The following is a 21,709-nucleotide window of genomic DNA, read 5'->3' as shown; positions in this document are numbered from 1 at the left end:
CCATCGCGGAGCAGGCCCGCGATGGCCATGGTCAGCTCAGAACGTTCCGCGCAAGGTCACCGACACATTGCGCGGGTCGCCCCAGTAGTACCCGGTCGGCGTTGGCGCCACCTGGCGGTAGTACTTCTTGTCGAACAGGTTGTTGGCGTTCAACTGCAACGAATAGTTGTCGTTGAAGCGGTAGTTCACCATCGCGTTGTACACCGCATACCCCGACTGCGAAGCTTCGGCTGTGCCGCTGCGGTTGTAGATGGCGCTCTGCGCCTGCACGCCGCCGCCCACGGTCCAGGCCTGCAGCTCACCGGGCAGGCGATAGCTGGTGAACAGACGCAGCATGCGCTTGGGGTCGGTGGTGCGGATCGGGTTGCCGTTGTTGCCGGTGGTGTCCTTTAGGTATTCGGTGGTGTTGTAGGTGTAGCCGCCGGTCATGTTCCAGCCCGGCAGCACTTCGCCGGAAATCTCCAGCTCGAAGCCCTGGCTGCGGTTCTTGCCCGCGGCGACCTTGCAAAAGCCGTTGGTGTAGTTGGGCAGGCACGGGTTCGGCCCGCTGAGGTCGTCCAGCGCGTTGCCGACCTGGTAGATGCGGAAGAACGCCAGCGAGGTGTTCAGCCGGCCCTCGTAGAACTCGCCCTTGATCCCGGTCTCGTAGGCTTCGCCGGTGACCGGCTCGAGCACGGAGCCTGCGGCATCGGTGTTGGTCTGCGGGTTGAAGATCTCGGTGTAGCTGGCGTAGGTGCTGAAGTTGTCGTTGAGGTCGTAGATCAGTGCTGCGTAGGGCACGATCTCGTTGTCGACGCTGAACTTGCCGTTGGCCTTGGTGTTGTTTTCCTGCTCGTAGTCGTACCAGTTGGCGCGGGCGCCGATGATCGCGGTGAGCGGATCGGCCAGGGAGATGCGCCATGTGGCGTAGGCACCTTCCTGGGTGGTGCGGGTGCGCACCGGGTGGGCGGTGATGTCGATGCTCGGATTGGCCAGGCTGGTCTTCGGGTCCCAGGTGCGGATATCGAACACGCCCGACTGCACATTGTTGGTGGCCGAGGCATAGGAGTCGTTGCGGATGCGCTCGACGCCCAGCATCAGCTCGTGGCTGCGGCCGAGCAGGTCGAACGGGCCGTTGAGGGTGGCACTGAGGTTGTTCTGCAGGCTCTCGCCGCCATCGCCTTCGGTTACCTGGTAGCTCATCAGGTAAGGGTTGCGGGTCGGGTTGGCGGTGCCGGTGGCGCGGCTGAAGTAGGTCTGCTTGAAACCGTTGTCGTCCAGCTCGAAGTGAGTGCGCTGGGCCATCAGCTTGAGCGTCCAGTCGTTGTCGAAACGGTGCTCGAGCTCGGCGAAGGTCTGCAGGTTGCTGCGGTTCCAGCGGTTCCAGTCGGCGCCCAGGTAGGTGCTGCGGCCGAACGGCAATGGCGAGCCGTCGTAGTCAGCCGGCAGGTTGCCCCAGGCGCCGGTGGCGTCGAGCTGGGTCCACTCAAGGCCAGTGGTCAGGGTGGTGCTGTCGTCGAGATCGAAGGCCATGACCCCGTACAGCACATCCTTGCGCTCCTGGCGCGATTGCTGGAAGTGGTCTTTCTCGTCATGCACCGCGATCACCCGGCCACGCACGTTGCCGGTCTCGGTCAACGGCCCGGATAGGTCGGCGACGTAGCGCTGGGCGTCCCAGGTGCCGAGGGTGACGCTGCCTTCGCCCTGGAACTCATAGGTGGGGCGCTTGCGCACCAGGTTGACGGTGCCGGAGGGGTTGCCGGCGCCGCGCAGCATGCCGGTGGCGCCGCGCAACACCTCGGCGCGGTCGAGGATCGCCGAATCGCTCTGGATGAACGAACCACCGCCGCTGCTCTGCACCACGGTGGCGCCGTCGTACTGGATGGCGTCGATCTGGTAGCCGCGTGAGTAGTACTGCACCCGCTCGCTGTCGGTCAGGTTGACCACCACGCCAGGGGTCTGCTCGAGCAGGTTGGTGAGGTTGGTGATGTTCTGGTCGTCGATGCGCTGGCGGGTGACCACGGTCACCGATTGCGGGGTGTGGCGGATGCTCTGCGGCGTCTTGCCGATGGTCACCGCACCGGTGGTGTAGGAGCCGCTGTGCTCGGTGGTCTCGCCCAGGCGGTTGCTGGAGATGCTGGTGGCGCCCAGTTGCAGGGCATCGCCCACCTCCAGGGCGGGTATCAGCAGGAAGCTCTTCTCGCTTTCCTGCTGGACTTGCACATCGCTGCCCTGCAGCAGGATCTGCAATGCCTGCGCACTGTCATGCCGGCCCTGCACGCCTTGAGTGGCCTTGCCCTGCAGGCTGCCGGCGTCGAACGACAGGTTCAGCCCGCCCTGACGCGCCAGCTGGTCCAGCGCGGCAGCCAACGGGCCGGCCGGGATGTTCCAGTCGCGCTGCTGGCTCTGGCTGGCGGGCGCGGCGACGGCGACTGTCGGCAGCACGCCGGCGCAGGCCATGCCCAGGCCGAGGGCGGCAGCGTGGATGGCATGGCGCAGGGTGGCATTGCGAGGGGAACACGGGTGAATCATGAAGCGCTCCTGAAGGTTGTCAGACCACTGTTCGGGCTTGTTTTCCTTCAGGCCGGACGAGAATGAGATTCCACCTCATTTATTTTCATCAATTGTTCAGGCGGCGCCGATGCTCACCCAATAGCGTGTGCGATAGTCGATTCGCACCGGCAGGCTGCGGGCGACCAGCAGCAGGACCTGGTCGGTGTCGGCCAGCTGGTAGGTGCCGGAAACCTTCAGCCCGGCCACCTCCGGCGCGCAGCGCAACACGCCGGGGCGGTAGCGCGACAGCTCGTCGATGAACTCGCCCAGGGGCATCTGTTGCACGCTCAGTACGCCGTCGGTCCAGCCCCAGGGATCGCCATGCACGGTGGCGGGCCGGTAGTCGCCTTGGGCGAACACCTGCAGCACCTCGCCAGGCTTGACCGAATGCGCGGCGCTGGAGGCGGGGAACAACGTCACCTCGCCGCGGCGTACGGCCACCAGCAAGCCCTGGGCGTTCTCGCGCAGCAGCAGCTGGCCGCCCTGGGTACCGAGGGTGCCAACCGGGGTGTCGATGCTGAACGGACGGTTGTCATTGACGTTGCTGTCCAGGCTGATTTCGCCGCGCAGCAGGGTCAGCCGGCGTTGGTCGGCGCTGTAGCGCAGGTCGATGGCACTGGCGGTGTTCAGGCGGATCAGGCTGCCGTCGCTGCCGAGCAGTTCACGGCGCTCGCCGGTGGCGGTGCGGCTGTCGGCCATCCAGCCGGACAGGCCCAGCGGTTCACGCGCCGCCCAGCCAGCGGCGCCGCCCAGTGCCAATACCGACAGCAGCTTGAGATGGTCGCGCCGGCTCATGCGTCGGCGCTCGGTACCGGCGAGGGTCTGCCGACTCAGCTCGGCTGGCAGGCTGGCCAGTTCGTCACCGAGGCTGCTGACCCGCTGCCAGGCCTGGGCATGCTGCGGGTGGCTGGCCAGCCAGCGCTGGAACTGCTGTTCGGTACGTGGGCCGGGGCTGTCGTAGCGCAGTTTGACCAGCCATTCGATGGCCTGGTCGACCTGGGCCTGGGTCGGTGTCTGGTCAGGCGTCGGCATAGCGCATCCGGTAGCAGACGCCCAGGGCCTTGGCCAGGTCGCGTTCCACGGTGGCCCGGGAAACGTCCAGGCGCTGGGCGATCTGTGCCAGGCTGAGGCCGTCGAGCTGGGCCAGCAGGAAGGCCTGGCGGGCCCGGGGCTTGAGGCGTTGCAGGGCAAGGTCGAGGCGTTCGAGGGTATCGAGGATCAACAGGCGTTGCTCCTCGCTGGGCGCCTCTTGTTCCGGCAGGTTGGCCAGGCTTTCCAGGTAGGCCTTTTCCAGGGCGCGACGGCGGAACTGGTCGATCATCAGGCCACGGGCGATGCTGCTCAGGTAGGCGCGTGGCTCTTTGAGTGGCGAGGCCTGGCGCGCCTTGAGCAGGCGCACGAAGGTGTCCTGGGCCAGGTCCGCGGCGTTCTCCCGGCAACCCACCCGGGCGCCGAGCCAGCCGCGCAGCCAGCGATGATGGGCCTGATAGAGCAGATCGACCTCGGCCGGTTTCAGCGTGTCTTCGATCTGCATCGTCTGGAGAGCCTGCCCGGATAATGTGATTGTTAATAGTTCTCAATTCTATGCGCGGCGCTACTGGCGGATCAATGGTATGCCAGCGATTAGATAAGCAAGATTGAGCGTTTCACCGATGAACGGTTGGGCTAGGCTCGGAGATCGTATCCATGCGAACGCCGAAGATGATCCTTGCAGACCTTTCCCCGCAGGCCTTTGACCATGCCTCTGCCTGGCTGGCCGGGCAGGATGCGCACTGGGCGCGGCATATTGCCGCCGTCGGGCCCTGCCTGCATCGGGCCACCCCCGGGCGCGAGCCGTACGAGGCGCTGGTGCGGGCCATCGCCTACCAGCAGTTGCATGCGCGGGCGGCCGAGGCGATCCTCGGGCGACTGCTGGCGCTGTTCCCGGATGGAGCGTTTCCCTCGCCCAAACAGTTGCTGGCGTTGACGCCGGAGGCGATGCGCGCCTGTGGGCTATCCGCGAGCAAGATCGCCACGGTTCACGGGATTGCCCAGGCGCGTGTGGAGGGTGTGGTGCCCAGCCGGGAAGAGGCGCTGCATATGTCGGATGCCGCACTGGTCGAACGCCTGGTGGCGCTGCGAGGAGTCGGGCGTTGGACGGTGGAGATGCTGTTGATCTATAGCCTGGAGCGATCGGATATCCTGCCGGTGGACGACTTTGGCGTGCGCGAGGGGTATCGGCGCATGAAGGGGCTGGACAAGGCGCCGACGCCCGCGCAGATGCGGGTTTTGGGCGGGGCGTGGAGCCCGTACCGGACCGTGGCGGCCTGGTACCTGTGGCGGGCTTGAAGTGTCATCCGCCTGCACGGCCCTATCGCGGGTTCGTTGAAGATAACGCAAGATTCGGAGTGTTCACTGTCGGCCAAGCCGCCAAGCTCAGCGCATCGAACCAAGGAGAGGCGCCATGAACCACGCCCCGACCACCTACACCACCGACGCTGAACGCTGGCACGCCGTGCACTCCCGCGACACCGCCGCGACCGGCCATTTCGTCTATGCCGTGCGCACCACCGGCGTCTACTGCCAGCCCGCCTGCAAGTCGCGCCTGGCCAAGCGCGAGAATGTCGAGTTCTTTGCCGACCCCGGCCAGGCCGAGGCAGCTGGCTACCGCGCCTGCAAACGCTGCAAGGCCGCGCAGGGCAGTCGGCGCACCGACCTGGTAGCCCGCGCCTGCCGCCTGATCGAGGCCAGTGAAACCGCGCCCAACCTCGACCAGCTCGGCAGCGAGCTGAACGTCAGCCCCTTCCATCTGCATCGCCTGTTCAAGGCCGAGACCGGCCTGACCCCCAAGGCCTACGCCTCGGCCTTTCGCGCCCAGCGTCTACGCGAGCGCCTGGATGCCGCCGACAGCGTCACCGAGGCCATCTACGACGCGGGTTACAACTCCAACAGCCGCTTCTACGAGAGCGCCGCCGAACGGCTGGGCATGCGCCCGAGGGAGTACCGTGCCGGCGGCCAGGGTGCCACCATCCACTTTGCCGTGGCCCAGTGCTCGCTGGGGGCGATCCTGGTCGCCCAGAGCGAGCGGGGCATCTGCGCGATCCTGCTGGGTGACGAGCCCGAGCCCTTGCTCAAGGACCTGCAGGACAAGTTCCCCAAGGCCCGGCTGATCGGCGGCGATGACACTTTCGAGCGGCTGGTGGCCGAGGTGATCGGCTTTGTCGAGGCGCCGGCGCTGGGCCTGGCGTTGCCCCTGGATGTGCAGGGCACGGCGTTCCAGGAGCGGGTCTGGCAAGCGCTGCGCGAGGTGCCGCCTGGGACCACGGTCAGCTACACCGACATCGCCGAGCGCATCGGCGCGCCCAAGGCGGTGCGGGCGGTGGCCCAGGCCTGCGCGGCCAACGCGATCGCCGTGGCGATTCCGTGCCACCGGGTAGTGCGCCGTGACGGAGACCTCAGTGGCTACCGCTGGGGTATCGAGCGCAAGCGCCAACTGCTGGACCGAGAGACGGCACTCTCCTGAGCGCGCGGACCGAGTAGAATTCACGCCCTGTCGAGTTGCGTAGAGGAACATTCGATGAGGCGTGTCAGCCTTGACCGATTCTGTGCGGGGATTTTCGCCCTGTTGTTATGCCTGGCCGTCCCGGCCTGGGCTGCCCCGGCCACGCCGGCATCGCGCCTGGCCGTGGCCGAGCAGCAGGTGCTGGACGAGAACGCCAGCCTGGACGAGTTGAGCGAGCGGCTCGACCAGATCCGCCAGGGCGTTACCAGCAACGCCAACGACGATCTGCTCGCGCAGTTGCGCCAGTCGGCCCTGCAGGTGCAGCGCCAGGCCGATGTGCTGGCCACCCAGCGCACCGCCGACGTGCAGCGCCTGGACGACCAGCTCAACGTGCTCGGCCCACCCATGGCCGAGGAGGCCGAGAGCCTGACCCGCCAGCGCAAGCAGCTCACTGACGAAAAGAACAAGGTGGTCGCCGAGCAGAAGGACGCCACCACGCTGACCCAGTCGGCCCGTGACCTGTCCACGCAGATCGTCAACCTGCGCCGCAGCCTGTTCAACTCGCAGATCACCAGCCGCGCCGCCAGCCCGTTGAGCCCGGCGTTCTGGTCGAGCCTGATCCGCCCCACCGATGACGACGTGGCGCGCCTGCGCGACCTGCGCGGCGAGGTGTCGGACGCCATGGCCAGCGCCTTCAGTGCCGAACACCGCTGGTTGTTCATCACCGCGCTGGTGGCGGCGGTGCTGGTCTGGACCCTGGTGCGGCGGCTGCTGGAGCGCCTGCTGGCCGACGCCATGATCCGCTGGCTGCCCGAAGGCCGTCTGCGCCGCAGCGCCCTGGCCCTGAGCGTCAGCCTGGCTACGCTGGGCACTATCTCCGGCTCCGTGTCGTTGCTGCGCTGGGGCCTGGAGAGCAGCGCGGAGCTTGGCGCCGACCTGGCCAGCCTGACTAACCATATTCTTGCGCTGGTGATCTTCAGTGCCTTCATCTCGGGGCTGGGCCGCGCCATGCTGATGCTGCAGCGCCCGTCCTGGCGCCTGCCGCCGATCGCCGACGAGGTGGCCAGCGCCTTGGGCTGGTTCCCCAAAGTGCTGGCCCTGGCGCTGATGGTGCTGCTGACCCAGGAACGCATCAACAGCGTGATCGGCACCAGCCTGGCGCTGACCCTGGCCACCAATGGCCTGACCGCGCTGGTGGTGTCGCTGCTGTTCGTCGTGGCCCTGCTGCGCTATCGCCGTGCCCATCGCTTGCACGACCTTGAGCGTCCCAAGGGCCTGGCCGGGTTGATCCCGTTCGTGATCGTGGCCTGGGTGGCGGCTATCCTGCTGACCCTGCTCGCCGGCTACCTGACGCTGGCCTACTTCCTCACCGCCAAGCTGCTGTGGGTCAGCGTGGTGGTGACCTGCGCCTACCTGCTGGTGACCGTGTTCGGCGACCTGTGCGAAACCTTGCTGTCGCCGCGGCAGCCAGGTGGCCTGGCGCTGGCCTCGGCGCTCGGCCTGCAGCAACGCCACCAGGCCCAGGCCAGCACGGTGCTGGCTGGCATCGGCCGCACACTGCTGCTGTTCGCCGCCGCGTTGCTGATATTCATGCCATCGGGCACCAGCCCGGGCGAGCTGCTGCTGAGCCTGGCGGACTGGGACGGCACCGGTGGCAAAGTGCTGGGCAACCTGAACATCGTGCCCCAGGACATCTTCCTGGCCGTGGCGATCTTCCTCGGTGGCTGGTTCGCCATTCGCGTGGTCAAGCGCTGGCTGAGCGAACGCCTGCTGCCGGAAACCGACATGGACGCCGGCATGCGCGCCTCGCTGGTGACCTTGGTGGGCTACCTGGGCTTCCTGTTCCTGGCCATGCTGGTGATGTCCACCCTGCACATCAACCTGACCAGCCTGACCTGGGTAGTCAGTGCGCTGTCGGTGGGTATCGGTTTCGGCTTGCAACAGATCGTGCAGAACTTCATCTCCGGCCTGATCCTGCTCACCGAGCGCCCGGTGAAGGTGGGCGACTGGGTGAGCCTGGCGGGTGTCGAGGGTGATATTCGCCGGATCAACGTGCGCGCCACCGAGATCCAGATGTCCGACCGCTCGACGGTGATCGTGCCCAATTCGCAGTTCATCTCGCAGAACGTGCGTAATGTGACCATGGCCAATGCTCTTGGGGTGGTGGGCATCACCCTGACGCTGCCGCTGGAGACCGATCCTGCGAAAGTGCGCGAGGTACTGCTGGCGGCGTACAAGGAGCATGAGTCGATCCTCGACGCGCCGGCCACCTCGGTGACCTTCAAGGATCTGACCAGCAGTGGCATGGTCATCGGGGTGAGCGGCTATGTCGCTTCGCCTCGACAGGTATCGGGCACGCGCAGCGACCTGTTGTTCACTATCCTCGGGCGCTTGCGTGAGGAAGGCATCGCCCTGTCGTCGCCGGCGAGCATGGTGCTGGTGCAGGAGAACGGGCGCCAGGCCGACGAACCGGCATAAGGCCAATCGCGGGGCCAGTCGCATCGGCGCACCGATGCGACTGGCCCCGCTAATGTTCTAAGTGATATCGCGAAAAGGCGACCATGTGTTCGCCAATAGCCTTGCAGCGCTTATGAGATCGAGCGCCGCCCGCGCGGCGCATCGCTGGCAAGCCAGCTCCCACATTTGTTTCGGGCCAGTTATGCCTGCGCTGCCGCGGCTGTACGCCTTGTGAGTACGACGCAGTTTCAGTGGGGGCACCACGGCGCTCCACCTTTCTCAAGACATCCACCAAGGCGGGCAGCGATAACCTCACAGGAGAGACTGGCCCGAAACAAATGTGGGAGCTGGCTTGCCAGCGATGCGCCGTGTGGACGGCGCTCGATCTGACAGGCGCTGCAAGGCAGTCGTCGAACACCTGCCTGCCTCCCCCTTTCTTTAAAAGGGACGCTTAAAAATCACCCCAAGCACCGCGTCACATGCTTCACCGACTGATACCCCGAAAGCCCCCAAGGCCCGAGCTCACGCCCGATCCCGCTGCCCTTGGTGCCGCCCCACGAAGTTTCGACAAACACCGCCTGCACAGAGTTGATCCATACATGCCCCACCTCCAGCGCATCGGCCACGCGCTCGGCGCGCTCCAGGTCGGTGGAACACACGGTGGCGACCAACCCGAAGCGGCTGTCGTTGGCTTGGGCGATGGCCTCGGCCTCGCTGCCGAAGCGCCGCGCGCACAGCACCGGGCCGAAGATTTCTTCGCCCCAAAGGCGACTGCTTACCGGTACATCCACATACAACGTCGGGCTGACGAACCAGCCGTCGCGGTCCAGTGCGGTGCCGCCGGTCAGGCACTTCAGGCCTTCTTCGCGGGCTGTGGCGAAATAGCCGGCGACCTTGAGCCACTGCGCCTGGCTGGTCAGCGGTCCCATGTCCACTTCTTCAGATAGCGGGTTGCCCACGCGCAACGCCGCCAGCGCCGCCTGCAAGCGCGGCAGCAGGGCATCGGCGATGCCGTCCTGCACCAGCAGGCGCGAGGTGGCCGAGCACATCTGCCCGGCGTTCCAGGTGATTCCGGCGACGATCCACTCCACCGCCTGGTCGACATCGCAATCGTCGAACACCACGATGGCCGACTTGCCGCCCAGCTCCAGCGTTACCGGCCGGCACTGGGCCGCGGCGGCGCGCATCACCTGGCTGCCGACGCCGTTGCTGCCGGTGAATGACAGCTTGTCCAGGCCGTTGTGGCCGCTCAGCGCAGCGCCGGTCTCGGCCTTGCCGCCCACGATGTTCAGCACGCCGGCCGGCAGGCCAAGCACCTCGGCGATCTGGCCGTAGGCCTGCTCGATCAGCGGGGTGATTTCGGAGGGCTTGAGCACCACGGTGCAGCCGGCCGCGAGGGCCGGGGCGAGCTTCCAGGCGCTGGTCACCAGCGGGAAGTTCCACGGCACGATCAGGCCGACCACGCCCACCGGCTCAAGGCGGGTGCGGGCGGTGAAGCCCGGCGCGGCCAGGGGTACGTCGCGGTTCTTCGCCGGTAACTGCTCGGCCAGGTCGGCGTAGTAGGCGAAGGTGGCGATGGCGTCGTCGAGGTCGATCTCGGCCTCGTGGCGCGGCTTGCCGTTGTTGCGCATCTGCAGGGTGATCAATTCGTCGCGGCGCTGGCCCAGCTGTTCGGCGAAGCCGCGCAGGTAGTTGGCACGCTCGGTGGCGCTGACCGTCTTCCAGGCCGCCAGGGCCCGGCGCGCGGCGGCAACGGCTTGGTCGACTTGGGCGCTGCTGGCGGCCATCAGTTCGGCGAACGCCTGGCCGTCGGACGGGTTGTGGACAACGATACAGTCGCTGCCCTGGCCTTCGACCCAGCGGCCGTCGATGTAGTGAGGAGTGGTCATGGTCGGATTCCAGTCAGGCCATTTCGGCAGTGGTCACGGGCTTTAACGGCGTGCTTTTGCAACGCACCCAGCGCGGGCCCAGGGGGCCATACACGCCAGCAGGTTCAGGGAACAGGTTGAGCAGGATCAGGTACAGCACGGCGGCGATTCCGAGGGTCACCGGCAGGCTCAGGTCGATGCCGCCGGCGAGCTCGCCCAGCGGGCCGACGAACTGCCCGGGCAGGTTGACGAAGCACAGGCCAACCACCGCGCTGGGGATCCACGCGCCCATGCCGCGCCAGTTCCAGCCGTGGTCGAACCAGTAGTGACCGCCTTGCTGGCCACGGGTGAACACTTGCAGGTCGTCGGCATGGTAGAAGCCGCGGCGGGTGATCAGGCCGAGGATCATGATCACCATCCACGGGCTGGTGCAGGTGATGATCAGCACGGCGAATGTCGACACGCTCTGCACCAGGTTGAAGGTGAAGCGGCCGACGAAGATGAAGCCGATGGCCAGCACGCCGATCAACAAGGTAGCGGCGGCGCGGCTGAGCAGGCGCGGGAACACGCTGGACATGTCCAGGCCGGTGCCGTACAGCGCTGTGGTGCCGGTGGACATGCCGCCGATCACCGCGATCAGGCACACCGGCAGGAAGAACCAGCCCGGCGAGATCGCCAGCAGGCCGCCGACGTAGTTGTTGGCGGCGATGTAGTCCGGTGCCTGGCTGGCCACCAGGGTGGCGGTGCACAGGCCGAACAGGAACGGGATCAGCGTGGCGGCCTGGGCGAGGATCACCGCCAGCATGATGCGCGACTTGGGCGTTTGCCGCGGGATGTAGCGCGACCAGTCGCCGAGGAAGGCGCCGAACGACACCGGGTTGCTCATGGCCAGGATCGCCGCGCCGACGAACGCCGCCCAGAAGCCTGCCTGGCCGAGGTTGACGCTGCCGGCGTAGCCTGCATCGAAGGGCCCGGCGAAAGCGAAGATGCCCAGCAGGAACAGCAGGCTCGAGGCCCACACCGCAATCTTGTTGACCCACAGCATGAAGCGGAAGCCAAAGATGCACACCACCAGCACCAGTATCGCGAACAGGCCGTAGGCCAGGCCGAGGGTCAGGTCGGTTTCCGGCAGGCCGACCAGGCGCTTGGCGCCGCCGACCAGGGCATCGCCGGAGCTCCATACCGATAGCGAGAAGAACGCGACGGCGGTCAGCAGCGACAGGAACGAGCCGACGATACGCCCGTGCACACCGAAGTGCGCGCCGGACGATACCGCGTTGTTGGTGCCGTTGAGCGCGCCGAACAGGCCCATCGGCGCGAGGATCAGCGCACCCACGCCGACGCCGAGCAGGATCGCCCAGACCCCGGCCTGGAACGACAGCCCGAACAGCACCGGGAAGCTGCCCAGCACGGCGGTGGCGAAGGTATTGGCACCGCCGAAGATCAGGCGGAACAGGTCCAGCGGGGCGGCGTCGCGTTGATCGTCGGGGATCTGTTCGACGCCATTGGTCTCGATACCGGTCGAGTGGCTCATGGTGATGCTCCAGCGCGAATGTTGTCGGCCGTCGGGCGGCCTTGTTGTGGGTGCGATGGCAGTGCGGCAGGGCCGCTTGAAAGGGGATCAGGCCGGCGAGACGACCGACAGGTGCTCGTGACAGGCCAGCCAGCGGTCGCCGTGCAGACGGAAGACGATGGTCTCGCGCTCGTTCTGGTCGAGGATCTCGCCGGCGACGCGCAGGCGCGTGGCCACGTCGTGCATGAAGATCGCCACGTCGCCCTGCAGGCTCACCTGGACATTGCTCGACTCGCAGCCGAGCACGGCGAAACCGTCCGCCTGCCAGCTGGCCCAGAGATCTTCATAGGCACGGCGCGACAGCAGCGGTTGCGGCAAGGTGTGGAAGAGGAAGGTGGCGTCTTCGCTGAAGCAGGCGAAGTAGCGGGCGGTGTTGTTGCTGGCGAAGGCGGCTACGAGGCCGGCGGCGGCCTGCCGTACCTGGAGTGTCTGGTCCACGGGAGTGGCCTCACGGTTTATTGTGATTGTTGGTGAAGCGATTCTGGTGGGGGCAGGCGGGGGGAAAAATCGCTGTGGACAAATAATCAGTTCAGGAAATCGTGAACCAATGGGCTGACCGACCAAGTAACCGACTAAGTTATCGACCAAGCGCTGCTGAAAATTGCCGATCCATCGGATCGGTGATTGCGCGCTGGCATTTCATCATCGTTCTCCCAGCGCAACTCTGAGGGTTCACCCATGGGCCTACCGGCCCGCGTCTCTGCTCTCTACCGTTAGCCCTGCCGCCCGCCTGGCCACAGGCCACACGGGCATTTGCCACGGCCCGCCGACTGACGGTCGCTTCGTTCAGCCTGCGTTGCCTACTCTCATAGTCCCCACTGTGGATGTGTGGGGCGCGGCCCGACCGCAGCGGCCAGGATGGCCTGTTCTCACACCAAGAGGAGAGAACGATGAGCAATTTCTCGCAAGCCGCCAACTTCGAAGGCCAAGTGCCACGCATCGACCCCGACAACGCCACGATGCTGCTGATCGACCACCAGAGTGGCCTGTTCCAGACGGTCAAGGACATGCCCATGACCGCACTGCGGGCCAACGCCATCACCCTGGCCAAGGTCGCCAGCCTGGCGAAGATCCCGGTCATCACCACCGCCTCGGTACCCCAGGGTCCCAACGGCCCGTTGATCCCGGAAATCCACGAGGCTGCGCCACACGCGCAATACGTGGCCCGCAAAGGTGAGATCAACGCCTGGGACAACCCCGAGTTCGTCGCTGCGGTGAAGGCCACTGGGCGCAAGCAACTGATCATCGCCGGCACCATCACCAGCGTGTGCATGGCCTTCCCCAGCATCAGCGCGGTGGCCGCCGGCTACCAGGTGTTCGCGGTCATCGACGCGTCAGGCACCTACTCCAAGATGGCCCAGGAAGTGACCTTGGCGCGGGTGGTCCAGGCCGGCGTGGTGCCGATGGACACCGCCGCCGTCTGCTCCGAGGTGCAGCGCACCTGGAACCGCCCGGATGCCGCACAGTGGGCCGAGGCCTACAGTGCGGTGTTCCCGCACTATCAACTGTTGATCGAGAGCTACGCCAAGGCCCAGGCCGTCGTCACCGGCCATGAGCAACTGGACTCGCAACGCAACTGAACCTGGCTGTTTCCCATCCAAGCAAGGAGATCCATCATGGCATTCCAATACAAGCGTCTGGACAAGAACAACGCCGCGGTACTGCTGGTCGATCACCAGACCGGCCTGTTGTCGCTGGTACGCGACATCGACCCGGACCGGTTCAAGAACAACGTGTTGGCGCTGGCCGACCTGGCCAAGTACTTCAAGTTGCCGACCATCCTCACCACCAGCTTCGAGACCGGCCCCAACGGCCCGCTGGTACCCGAGCTCAAGGAGCAGTTCCCCGAGGCGCCCTACGTCGCCCGCCCCGGCAACATCAATGCCTGGGACAACGAGGACTTCGTCAAGGCGGTGAAGGCCACCGGCAAGAAGCAGCTGATCATCGCCGGTGTGGTCACCGAGGTGTGCGTGGCCTTCCCGGCGCTGTCGGCGCTGGAGGAGGGCTTCGAGGTGTTCGTGGTCACCGACGCTTCCGGCACCTTCAACGAACTGACCCGCGACTCGGCCTGGCGCCGCATGGAAGCCGCCGGCGCCCAGCTGATGACCTGGTTCGGCGTGGCCTGCGAGCTGCACCGTGACTGGCGCAACGACATCGAAGGCTTGGGCACGCTGTTCTCCAACCACATCCCCGACTACCGCAACCTGATGACCAGCTACAGCAAGCTGGCCAAATGACCGCCAGCCCGGGCCCCGTTGCCGGGGCCCGGGCCTGATGACGCCCACGGCCCCTGTGACGATCCCTGGAGAATGGCGGATGATGCAGCGGTGAGCCGTGGACGAGTGTTGCCGATGTTCGACCTGAACGACCTTTATCTCTATGCCAAGGTGGTGGAGCACGGCGGCTTCGCGCCCGCCGGGCGCATCCTTGGCCTGCCCAAGTCACGCCTCAGCCGGCGCGTGGCCAAGCTCGAGGAGCGCCTGGGCGTGCGCCTGATCCAGCGCTCCACGCGGCAGTTCCAGGTAACCGAGGTGGGCCTGGAGTATTACCGCCATTGCCTGGGCATGCTCGAGCAGGCCGTCGCCGCCGAGGATGCCGTCGAGCGCAACCGCGCCGAGCCCCGTGGCATCGTGCGCCTGGCCAGCAGCACCGCGCTGCTCGATTCACGCCTGGCGCCGATGCTGGCGCGCTTCATGGCGCAATGTCCGGTGGTCGAGTTGTTGGTCAAGAGCTACAACCGTCGGGTGGATGTGATCGGCGAGGGCTTTGACCTGGTGCTGAGCGTGCAGCACCAGCCATTGGAAAGCAGCGAGCTGGTGATGCGTCGCCTGGCCCCGAGCCGTCAGTGCCTGGTGGCTGCGCCGGGCCTGCTGGCCGAACACGGGCGGCCCGTGTCGCCGGAAGGGCTCCAGCTCCTGCCGAGCCTGAACTGGGGCGCCAATGTGCAGGACGCGACCTGGATGTTGGTCGGGCCTGCTGGCGCCGAGGCTGCCGTGCGCCATCGTCCCCGCGTGGTGTCGGACGACCTCGCGGTACTGCGCGAGGCCGCCCTGGCCGGCGTGGGCGTGGTGCTGCTGCCCGAGGAGGCGGTGCGTGCTGACCTTGCTGACGGGCGGCTGGTACATGTTCTCGACGACTGGGCGCCACGGGAAGGGGAGGTGGTGGCGCTGTTCCCTTCCCGGCGCGGGTTGATGCCCGCGGTGCGCAAGCTGATCGACTACCTGGCCGACGCCTTCGAGCAGGAGCAGCAGGTCGCTACGCCGGTTCGCGCTCGCTGAAGCCTGGCTCGGCAGGAGGGCGGGCCGACCAGAACGCCAGGCCCGCCGCCAAGGCGGTCAGCGCGGCGCCGGCCCAGGGGGTGGCCGCCAGCGTCGCCCCGGTGATCACCACGCCGCCGATGGCTGAACCCAGCCCGACGCCCAGGTGCATGGCCGACATGTTCAGGCTCATGCCGGCTGGGAAGGTGTCCGGGCCACGGGTCGCCAGGTAGCTCTGCACCACCGGTGAGGTGGTCCAGCTCAGCCCGCCCCAGAGCATCATGGTCGCCAGGAACAACCCTGGTGTGTCCACGCTCAAGGGCAGTACCAGCAAGCTGGCGAGATAGAGCAGCGGCGCCAGCGCGATGGAGCGGCCTGCGCCGAGCCGGTCCGCCATCCAGCCGCCGACATAGCCGCCCGAAACACCGGCGATGCCGAAGGCGGCGAACACTGCCGCCAGCCATTGCAGCGGAATGGCGGCGACCTGGTGGGCATAGGGGGCCAGGTAGGCAAAGACCGTGAAGTGCCCGGCAATCATCAGCAACGACACGCCCTGGGCTGCCATCAGGCGGCTGTCGCGCAGATGGCGGACATAGCTGTGCAGGGCGATGCGTTCGCTGCTCTGCAACTGCGGCAACCCTTGGCAGGCCATCAGCAGCACTGCCATTGCCAGCACGCTCAGCCCGGTGAAGACGCCACGCCAGCCCAGCACGTCGCACAGCAGCATCCCGGCCGGCACCCCCAGCACCAGCGAGCTGCAGATGCCCATGAAGATCACCCCGATGGCGCGGCCACGCAGGGCCTCGGGCACCATGCGCGTGGCCATCAGGGTGCAAGTCAGGCAGGTCAGGGCGCTGGTCGCGGCCATGCCTATGCGCGCCACCAACAACGCGGTATAGCCAGGCGCCAAGGCTGCTGCCAGGTTGCACAGGGCAAAAATCGCCAGGGTGGCGCACAGCAGGCGGCGCAATGGCAGGCGTGTGGTCAGCAGGGGAGAGAAGGGCGCGGCGAGGGCGAAGCTCAGGGAGAACACCGTGGTCAGCTGCCCGGCGATACCGAGTGGGACTTGCAGGCCATCGGCCAGGGCCGGCAGGATGCCGACCGTGATGTTTTCTGCCATGCCCGTGACGAAAGTCGCCAGGGCCAGCAGCCAAATACGCGGGCTCATTGTATTGCCTCCGATAAACAGGCCGGCCAAGGTCCGGACCCATTTGTCCCGACGGTTGACCGGCAAGGGTCAGGTCCATCGGGTTTCGAGGCAGTGCTTCGGTTATCCCGGTTCAAGCAAGGGGGAGTGTAGCCGGTTGCAGGAAGTGAGTGAAGCACGTCGGCCTACAGGTGCTGGCAGTCAGTCGCGTTGACACTCATTTTTTCCCTGCACAAATGCATCGCGGGGCAAGCCCGCTCCCACGCGTCCAGTGCAGACTACGTGGGAACGGGCTTGCCCCGCGATGGGAGGGCGCCGAGCGGTACTCAGACGTTGAAGCGGAAGTGCATCACGTCGCCATCCTTGACGATGTAGTCCTTGCCCTCAAGGCGCCATTTACCGGCTTCCTTGGCGCCGCTCTCACCCTTGAACTGGATGAAGTCGTCATAGGCCACCACTTCGGCGCGGATGAAGCCTTTCTCGAAGTCGGTGTGGATCACGCCGGCCGCCTGCGGCGCGGTGGCGCCCACGCGCACGGTCCAGGCACGCACTTCCTGCACGCCTGCAGTGAAGTAGGTCTGCAGGTTGAGCAGCTCGTAGCCGGCGCGGATCACGCGGTTCAGGCCAGGCTCTTCCAGGCCCAGGGCCTCGAGGAACATGTCCTTCTCCTCACCGTCGTCGAGTTCGGCGATCTCGGCTTCGATCTTGTTGCACACCGGTACCACGACCGCGCCTTCTTCCTCGGCGATGGCCTTGACCACGTCCAGGTGCGGGTTGTTGTCGAAGCCATCTTCGGCAACGTTGGCGATGTACATCACCGGCTTGCTGGTCAGCAGGTGGAAACCGCGGATGACGGCCTTCTCGTCGTCAGCCATGTTCTTCATCAGGCTGCGTGCCGGCTTGCCTTCGGTGAAGTGCGGGATCAGTTTTTCCAGGATGGCCTTCTGTGCCAGGGCATCCTTGTCGCCGCCCTTGGCGTTGCGGGCGACCTTCTGCAGTTGCTTCTCGCAGCTGTCGAGGTCGGCAAAGATCAGTTCGAGGTCGATGATCTCGATGTCGCGCTTGGGGTCGACGCTGTTGGAAACGTGGATCACGTTCTCGTCTTCGAAGCAGCGCACCACGTGGGCGATGGCGTCGGTCTCGCGGATGTTGGCGAGGAACTTGTTGCCCAGGCCTTCACCTTTCGAGGCGCCAGCGACCAGGCCGGCGATGTCGACGAATTCCATGGTGGTCGGCAGGATGCGGTTCGGCTTGACGATCTCGGCCAGCGCGGCCAGGCGTGCGTCGGGCATCGGCACGATGCCGCTGTTCGGCTCGATGGTGCAGAAGGGGAAGTTCTCCGCCGCGATGCCGGACTTGGTCAGGGCGTTGAACAGGGTGGACTTGCCGACGTTGGGCAGGCCGACGATGCCGCAATTGAAACCCATGGGTATTCCCCTATCTAAAAGTGTCAGGCCTTCTGGCTGTGCAGTTCGCGCATCGCCTTGGCGAAGTCGCCGGCAAGCACGTCGGGCATCACGCCGAGGGCAAAATCGATGCTGGCGTCGAGCTTCTCCTGCTCGGCGCGCGGCGCGCGGCCCAGGACGAAGTTGGAGACCAGTTTGGCGTCACCCGGGTGGCCGATGCCAAGCCGCAGGCGGTGGAAGTCGTTCTGGTTGCCGAGCTGCGCGATGATGTCGCGCAGGCCGTTGTGCCCACCATGGCCGCCGCCTCTCTTGAGCTTGGCGACGCCGGGGGGCAGGTCGAGTTCGTCGTGCGCCACCAGGATCGCTTCCGGCTTGATGCGGAAGAAATTGGCCAGAGCCGCCACGGACTGGCCGCTACGGTTCATGTAGGTGGTGGGGATCAGCAAACGAACATCGTTGCCTTGATGGCTGAACTTAGCCGTCAGGCCGAAATACTTCTTGTCAGCGGACAGCGAGACGCGCTGGGCGCTGGCGAGGCGTTCAACGAAAAGAGCCCCTGCGTTATGCCGGGTCTGTTCGTATTCGGGGCCGGGGTTACCCAGGCCGACGATCAACTGGATGGCGGTCACGTCAGGGGCTCTTCCTTGGAGTTGGTGGGTTACGGTGCGCGCGGCACTGTAACCCGATCAACGCCGGCGTGCGAGTGGATTACTCGGCAGCGCCTTCAGCAGCTTCAGCGGCAACGCGCGGGGCGTGGACGTTGGCAACAGCTTTGTCATCACCGTGGGCCAGAGCAACGAACTCTACGCCTTTCGGAGCTTTCAGGTCCGACAGGTGGATGATGGTGCCGACTTCGGCGTTGGCCAGGTCGACTTCGATGAACTCAGGCAGGTCTTTGGCTTCGCAGGAAACTTCGATCTCGGAAACAACGTGCGAGATCTCGCCGCCTTTCTTGATCGGGGCTTCTTCGCCGACGAAGTGAACCGGGACCTTGGCGGTCAGCTTCTGGCCAGCAACGACGCGAACGAAGTCGGCGTGCATGATGAAGCCTTTGGCCGGGTGACGCTGCATGGCCTTGACCACGACGTTCTGCTTGGCGCCGTCGACATTCAGTTCGATAACGTGGCTGAAGGCAGCTTCGTTTTCGAACAGCTTGGCGATTTCCTTGGCCACGATGGTCAGGGATTGGGCTTCTTTATCGCCACCGTAGACAACGGCAGGGATGTTGGCGGAGTGACGCAGGCGGCGGCTCGCACCTTTCCCCAGGTCAGTACGCGCTTGGGCGTTCAGGATGAAATCAGTCATTTTGCTTCTCCAAAATAGCCCCCCGAGGGCGTTTGCGACCAGCGCCAACGGGGATGGCAAAAAAGCCCCGCCCCAACGAATGCTGGGGCGGGGCGCTTCATACCAACACGTGTTCCGCTTAGCGGAACATCGCGCTGATCGATTCTTCGTTGCTGATGCGGCGTACCGCTTCAGCGACAACCGGTGCGATATCCAGCTGGCGGATACGGTCACAGGCTTGAGCAGCGGCGGACAGCGGAACGGTGTTGGTCACCACCAGCTCGTCCAGTACCGACTTCTCGATGTTCTCGATCGCGCGGCCCGACAGGACAGGGTGCGTGCAGTAGGCGTAAACCTTGGCAGCGCCGTGTTCTTTCAGGGCCTTGGCCGCGTGGCACAGGGTGCCGGCGGTGTCGACCATGTCGTCTACCAGGATGCAGGTGCGTCCTTCGACGTCGCCGATGATGTGCATAACCTCGGAGTGGTTAGCCTTTTCGCGGCGCTTGTCGATGATCCCGAGATCGACGCCCAGGGACTTGGCGACGGCGCGAGCACGCACCACACCACCGATGTCCGGGGAGACGATCATCAGGTTCTCGAAACGCTGGTCTTCGATGTCGTCGACCAGTACGGGCGAGCCGTAGATGTTGTCGACGGGGATATCGAAGAAACCCTGGATCTGGTCAGCGTGAAGGTCGACGGTGAGTACACGGTCGATACCCACGACAGTGAGCATGTCAGCGACGACTTTGGCGCTGATGGCTACACGTGCCGAACGCGGACGGCGATCCTGGCGGGCGTATCCGAAGTAAGGAATCACGGCAGTGATTCGCGACGCTGAGGAGCGGCGGAAGGCATCGGCCATCACTACCAGTTCCATCAGATTGTCGTTGGTAGGGGCACAGGTGGGCTGAATGATGAAGACGTCTTTACCGCGGACATTTTCGTTGATTTCAGCACTGATTTCGCCGTCGGAGAACTTACCGACAGAAACATCACCCAGTGGAATATGCAGCTGACGTACGACACGCCGAGCCAGATCGGGGTTTGCATTCCCCGTGAAGACCATCATCTTGGACACGCGCAGTACCTGAAGGCTGAGGGTAACCTGGATGAGTATAAGAAATGGCAGGGGCGGCTGGATTCGAACCAACGCATGGCAGGATCAAAACCTGCTGCCTTACCGCTTGGCGACGCCCCTGTATCTGTTGCTGCGAATTCTTATGAACTCGACTTCTTGATCAGACTTTGCAGCTTGCGATGCAACATCGAAATATTGCTTCCTTTCGCCACAAACCCTGTTTGGGTCTCTGAAAGAAGGGCCAGAACTCTATCAGCTTCGGCTTTGCTTGGGAAGGCCCCAAACACACAACTTCCAGTGCCGGTCATTCGAGCTTCAGTGAATTTACCCAGTGAAATCAGCGCATTGCGAACTTCAGGATACCGTTGCTCTACTACCGGTTGGCAGTCATTTCGACTGTTTCCCTCGGGAACGGGGCGCATCTTAAGGGGGAGGGAATCACGTGTCAACTCTGGATGCGAAAAAATTTCCGCTGTGCTGACAGACACTTGCGGCACCAGCACGACATACCAGGGTTCGGCGGGGTCGACCGGGGTCAGTTGCTCGCCGACACCCTGTGCGAAGGCAGCATGTCCGCGGACGAACACCGGCACATCGGCGCCGAGCGAAAGGCCCAGGGCCGCCAGGCGATCTTCGTTCCAGTCCAGGTGCCACAGGTGCGCGAGTCCCAGCAGGGTAGTCGCCGCGTCGGAGCTGCCGCCACCGATGCCGCCGCCCATGGGCAGCACCTTGCGCAGCCAGATATCGGCGCCGAGCGGAGTGCCGGACTGTGCCTGTAGCATCCGCGCCGCGCGGACGATCAGGTTGCTGTCGTGGGGCACGCCGTCAATTTCAGTCTGCAGGCGGATCTGGCCGTCGTCGCGTAGGGCGAAGCTCAGTTCGTCGCCGTGCTCGAGAAACTGGAACACGGTTTCCAGCTCGTGATAGCCATCGGCGCGGCGCCCAGTAATGTGCAGCCACAGGTTGAGCTTGGCCGGGGCCGGCAGTGTCAGCATTTGCATCGAATCAGTGCCCCAGCTGGCGTGGCTGCCAGTCCTTGACTACCAGGGTCACGTCGATGTTCTCGCCGTGCAGCTTCAGGCGCTCGGGCAGCCAGTAGCCGTTCTGCTCCACATAGCTCAGGTATTCGACCTTCCAGCCGTCCTGGGCGAGGCTGGCCAGGCGGCTGTCGCCGTCGAGGGTCAGCTGGCTCTTGCTGTCCGGGGCGGGCAGGCCGCGCACCCACCAAACCAGGTGCGACACCGGCAGGCGCCAGCCCAGTTGTTCTTCCAGCAGCGCCTCGGGGTTAGCCGCCTCGTAGCGACCTTGGTTGGCGACTTCCAGCACTACGCCGCCGGGGCGCCCGGTCAAGCGTGCCGCGCCGCGGCCCAGGGGGCCGGCCAGGCGGATGTCGTAGTAGTCCTGGCGCTGCAGCCAGAACAGCGTGCCGCTGCCCGAATCACGCGGGGCGCGGATGCCGACCTTGCCGTTGATCTGCCAGCCGTCGAGATTGCCCAACTGCTGCTTGTGCTCGCGCCACAGCTGCGGGTTGCCCTGGCCCTGCACGGCTTCCTTGCTGCCGAAACCGGCGCAGCCGGCGAGCAGGGCGATGAGGGTGAAGGTGATGCAATGACGCAGGAACAT

At 65.4% G+C, this 21,709-nt stretch carries 19 protein-coding genes and 1 tRNA gene; 6 read left to right on the top strand and 14 right to left on the bottom strand.

Translation table 11 applies throughout. The features are described from left to right. Positions 1–36: 36 nt before the first annotated feature. The 3 genes from LOY42_RS22690 to LOY42_RS22680 form a co-directional block, all read right to left on the bottom strand. Positions 37–2,511 carry a TonB-dependent receptor gene (locus LOY42_RS22690; RefSeq protein ID WP_258599388.1) on the bottom strand — a complete coding sequence of 825 codons (2,475 nt, stop codon included), beginning with the start codon at positions 2,509–2,511 and terminating at the stop codon, positions 37–39. A gap of 96 nt (positions 2,512–2,607) precedes the next feature. After that, positions 2,608–3,564, bottom strand: a complete 957-nt coding sequence (locus tag LOY42_RS22685) for a FecR domain-containing protein (protein WP_258599386.1) — start codon at positions 3,562–3,564, stop codon at positions 2,608–2,610. Further along, complete coding sequence (locus tag LOY42_RS22680) at positions 3,551–4,066, bottom strand: sigma-70 family RNA polymerase sigma factor (RefSeq protein WP_046857166.1); 516 nt, start codon at positions 4,064–4,066, stop codon at positions 3,551–3,553. The genes LOY42_RS22685 and LOY42_RS22680 overlap by 14 nt, the downstream gene beginning before the upstream one ends. Before the next feature lie 167 nt (positions 4,067–4,233). Between LOY42_RS22680 and LOY42_RS22675 the strand changes: the two genes are divergently transcribed. The 3 genes from LOY42_RS22675 (at position 4,234) to LOY42_RS22665 (ending at position 8,491) form a co-directional block, all read left to right on the top strand. Then, positions 4,234–4,860 (top strand): DNA-3-methyladenine glycosylase, encoded by a 627-nt coding sequence (locus LOY42_RS22675; RefSeq protein WP_139668846.1) that lies wholly within the window; start codon positions 4,234–4,236, stop codon positions 4,858–4,860. A 115-nt stretch (positions 4,861–4,975) separates the two neighbouring features. Continuing rightward, on the top strand, positions 4,976–6,034 hold the full coding sequence (gene ada, locus LOY42_RS22670) for a bifunctional DNA-binding transcriptional regulator/O6-methylguanine-DNA methyltransferase Ada (RefSeq protein ID WP_258599383.1): 1,059 nt from the start codon (positions 4,976–4,978) through the stop codon (positions 6,032–6,034). 54 nt (positions 6,035–6,088) lie between these two features. Beyond that, complete coding sequence (locus tag LOY42_RS22665) at positions 6,089–8,491, top strand: DUF3772 domain-containing protein (protein ID WP_258599381.1); 2,403 nt, start codon at positions 6,089–6,091, stop codon at positions 8,489–8,491. Positions 8,492–8,928: 437 nt separating this feature from the next. Here LOY42_RS22665 and LOY42_RS22660 read toward each other — a convergent pair whose 3' ends face one another. The 3 genes from LOY42_RS22660 to LOY42_RS22650 all read right to left on the bottom strand — a co-directional run bounded on the left by LOY42_RS22660 (position 8,929) and on the right by LOY42_RS22650 (position 12,349). Next, positions 8,929–10,359: an aldehyde dehydrogenase family protein gene (locus tag LOY42_RS22660; protein ID WP_258599379.1), complete on the bottom strand. Its 1,431-nt coding sequence runs from the start codon at positions 10,357–10,359 to the stop codon at positions 8,929–8,931. A gap of 13 nt (positions 10,360–10,372) precedes the next feature. Continuing rightward, on the bottom strand, positions 10,373–11,872 hold the full coding sequence (locus tag LOY42_RS22655) for a cytosine permease (RefSeq protein ID WP_258599377.1): 1,500 nt from the start codon (positions 11,870–11,872) through the stop codon (positions 10,373–10,375). A gap of 87 nt (positions 11,873–11,959) precedes the next feature. Further along, on the bottom strand, positions 11,960–12,349 hold the full coding sequence (locus tag LOY42_RS22650) for a nuclear transport factor 2 family protein (protein ID WP_139668569.1): 390 nt from the start codon (positions 12,347–12,349) through the stop codon (positions 11,960–11,962). A gap of 452 nt (positions 12,350–12,801) precedes the next feature. Here LOY42_RS22650 and LOY42_RS22645 point away from each other — a divergent pair, with 452 nt between their 5' ends. The 3 genes from LOY42_RS22645 (at position 12,802) to LOY42_RS22635 (ending at position 15,189) form a co-directional block, all read left to right on the top strand. After that, positions 12,802–13,491: a hydrolase gene (locus LOY42_RS22645; RefSeq protein ID WP_258599375.1), complete on the top strand. Its 690-nt coding sequence runs from the start codon at positions 12,802–12,804 to the stop codon at positions 13,489–13,491. Between the two features lie 36 nt (positions 13,492–13,527). Continuing rightward, complete coding sequence (ycaC, locus tag LOY42_RS22640; RefSeq protein WP_023632674.1) at positions 13,528–14,148, top strand: isochorismate family cysteine hydrolase YcaC; 621 nt, start codon at positions 13,528–13,530, stop codon at positions 14,146–14,148. Between the two features lie 114 nt (positions 14,149–14,262). Further along, a complete protein-coding gene (locus LOY42_RS22635; protein WP_258599373.1) occupies positions 14,263–15,189 on the top strand; it encodes a LysR substrate-binding domain-containing protein in 927 nt (308 codons plus the stop codon). On the opposite strand, the gene LOY42_RS22630 is transcribed toward LOY42_RS22635, so the two are convergent. The 8 genes from LOY42_RS22630 to lolB form a co-directional block, all read right to left on the bottom strand. Next, on the bottom strand, positions 15,167–16,336 hold the full coding sequence (locus LOY42_RS22630) for an MFS transporter (RefSeq protein WP_258599371.1): 1,170 nt from the start codon (positions 16,334–16,336) through the stop codon (positions 15,167–15,169). The two genes, LOY42_RS22635 and LOY42_RS22630, sit on opposite strands and share 23 nt — an antisense overlap. Positions 16,337–16,641: 305 nt before the next feature. Further along, entirely contained in the window at positions 16,642–17,742 is a 1,101-nt protein-coding gene (gene ychF / locus LOY42_RS22625; protein WP_023629554.1) for a redox-regulated ATPase YchF, read from the bottom strand. Positions 17,743–17,765: 23 nt separating this feature from the next. Next, complete coding sequence (gene pth, locus LOY42_RS22620; protein WP_023629555.1) at positions 17,766–18,350, bottom strand: aminoacyl-tRNA hydrolase; 585 nt, start codon at positions 18,348–18,350, stop codon at positions 17,766–17,768. A 79-nt stretch (positions 18,351–18,429) separates the two neighbouring features. Beyond that, positions 18,430–19,026 carry a 50S ribosomal protein L25/general stress protein Ctc gene (locus tag LOY42_RS22615; RefSeq protein WP_046857141.1) on the bottom strand — a complete coding sequence of 199 codons (597 nt, stop codon included), beginning with the start codon at positions 19,024–19,026 and terminating at the stop codon, positions 18,430–18,432. A 118-nt stretch (positions 19,027–19,144) separates the two neighbouring features. Further along, complete coding sequence (locus LOY42_RS22610; RefSeq protein ID WP_016391678.1) at positions 19,145–20,086, bottom strand: ribose-phosphate pyrophosphokinase; 942 nt, start codon at positions 20,084–20,086, stop codon at positions 19,145–19,147. Between the two features lie 45 nt (positions 20,087–20,131). After that, positions 20,132–20,206: transfer RNA gene (locus tag LOY42_RS22605), tRNA-Gln, on the bottom strand. 20 nt (positions 20,207–20,226) lie between these two features. Further along, the gene (gene ispE, locus LOY42_RS22600; protein ID WP_139668593.1) at positions 20,227–21,087 is read right to left on the bottom strand and encodes a 4-(cytidine 5'-diphospho)-2-C-methyl-D-erythritol kinase; all 861 of its coding nucleotides are present in this window, start codon (positions 21,085–21,087) and stop codon (positions 20,227–20,229) included. A 4-nt stretch (positions 21,088–21,091) separates the two neighbouring features. Further along, positions 21,092–21,709 carry a lipoprotein insertase outer membrane protein LolB gene (gene lolB, locus LOY42_RS22595; RefSeq protein ID WP_102683836.1) on the bottom strand — a complete coding sequence of 206 codons (618 nt, stop codon included), beginning with the start codon at positions 21,707–21,709 and terminating at the stop codon, positions 21,092–21,094.

Source organism: Pseudomonas sp. B21-023, assembly GCF_024749165.1.
Lineage (GTDB): Bacteria > Pseudomonadota > Gammaproteobacteria > Pseudomonadales > Pseudomonadaceae > Aquipseudomonas.
Note: the sequence above shows the minus strand (reverse complement) of the source record. Positions and strands in the feature narration are given on the sequence as shown.

What these genes read in the sequence shown, in the direction of transcription:
- LOY42_RS22690 (WP_258599388.1), bottom strand. Translation starts at nt 2,511, where the DNA reads ATGATTCACCCGTGTTCCCCTCGCAATGCCACCCTGCGCCATGCCATC.
- LOY42_RS22685 (WP_258599386.1), bottom strand. Translation starts at nt 3,564, where the DNA reads ATGCCGACGCCTGACCAGACACCGACCCAGGCCCAGGTCGACCAGGCC.
- ychF (WP_023629554.1), bottom strand. Translation starts at nt 17,742, where the DNA reads ATGGGTTTCAATTGCGGCATCGTCGGCCTGCCCAACGTCGGCAAGTCC.
- ycaC (WP_023632674.1), top strand. Translation starts at nt 13,528, where the DNA reads ATGGCATTCCAATACAAGCGTCTGGACAAGAACAACGCCGCGGTACTG.
- LOY42_RS22630 (WP_258599371.1), bottom strand. Translation starts at nt 16,336, where the DNA reads ATGAGCCCGCGTATTTGGCTGCTGGCCCTGGCGACTTTCGTCACGGGC.
- LOY42_RS22635 (WP_258599373.1), top strand. Translation starts at nt 14,263, where the DNA reads ATGTTCGACCTGAACGACCTTTATCTCTATGCCAAGGTGGTGGAGCAC.
- LOY42_RS22645 (WP_258599375.1), top strand. Translation starts at nt 12,802, where the DNA reads ATGAGCAATTTCTCGCAAGCCGCCAACTTCGAAGGCCAAGTGCCACGC.
- LOY42_RS22680 (WP_046857166.1), bottom strand. Translation starts at nt 4,066, where the DNA reads ATGCAGATCGAAGACACGCTGAAACCGGCCGAGGTCGATCTGCTCTAT.
- LOY42_RS22665 (WP_258599381.1), top strand. Translation starts at nt 6,089, where the DNA reads ATGAGGCGTGTCAGCCTTGACCGATTCTGTGCGGGGATTTTCGCCCTG.
- lolB (WP_102683836.1), bottom strand. Translation starts at nt 21,709, where the DNA reads ATGTTCCTGCGTCATTGCATCACCTTCACCCTCATCGCCCTGCTCGCC.
- ada (WP_258599383.1), top strand. Translation starts at nt 4,976, where the DNA reads ATGAACCACGCCCCGACCACCTACACCACCGACGCTGAACGCTGGCAC.
- ispE (WP_139668593.1), bottom strand. Translation starts at nt 21,087, where the DNA reads ATGCAAATGCTGACACTGCCGGCCCCGGCCAAGCTCAACCTGTGGCTG.
- LOY42_RS22660 (WP_258599379.1), bottom strand. Translation starts at nt 10,359, where the DNA reads ATGACCACTCCTCACTACATCGACGGCCGCTGGGTCGAAGGCCAGGGC.
- LOY42_RS22615 (WP_046857141.1), bottom strand. Translation starts at nt 19,026, where the DNA reads ATGACTGATTTCATCCTGAACGCCCAAGCGCGTACTGACCTGGGGAAA.
- LOY42_RS22675 (WP_139668846.1), top strand. Translation starts at nt 4,234, where the DNA reads ATGATCCTTGCAGACCTTTCCCCGCAGGCCTTTGACCATGCCTCTGCC.
- LOY42_RS22655 (WP_258599377.1), bottom strand. Translation starts at nt 11,872, where the DNA reads ATGAGCCACTCGACCGGTATCGAGACCAATGGCGTCGAACAGATCCCC.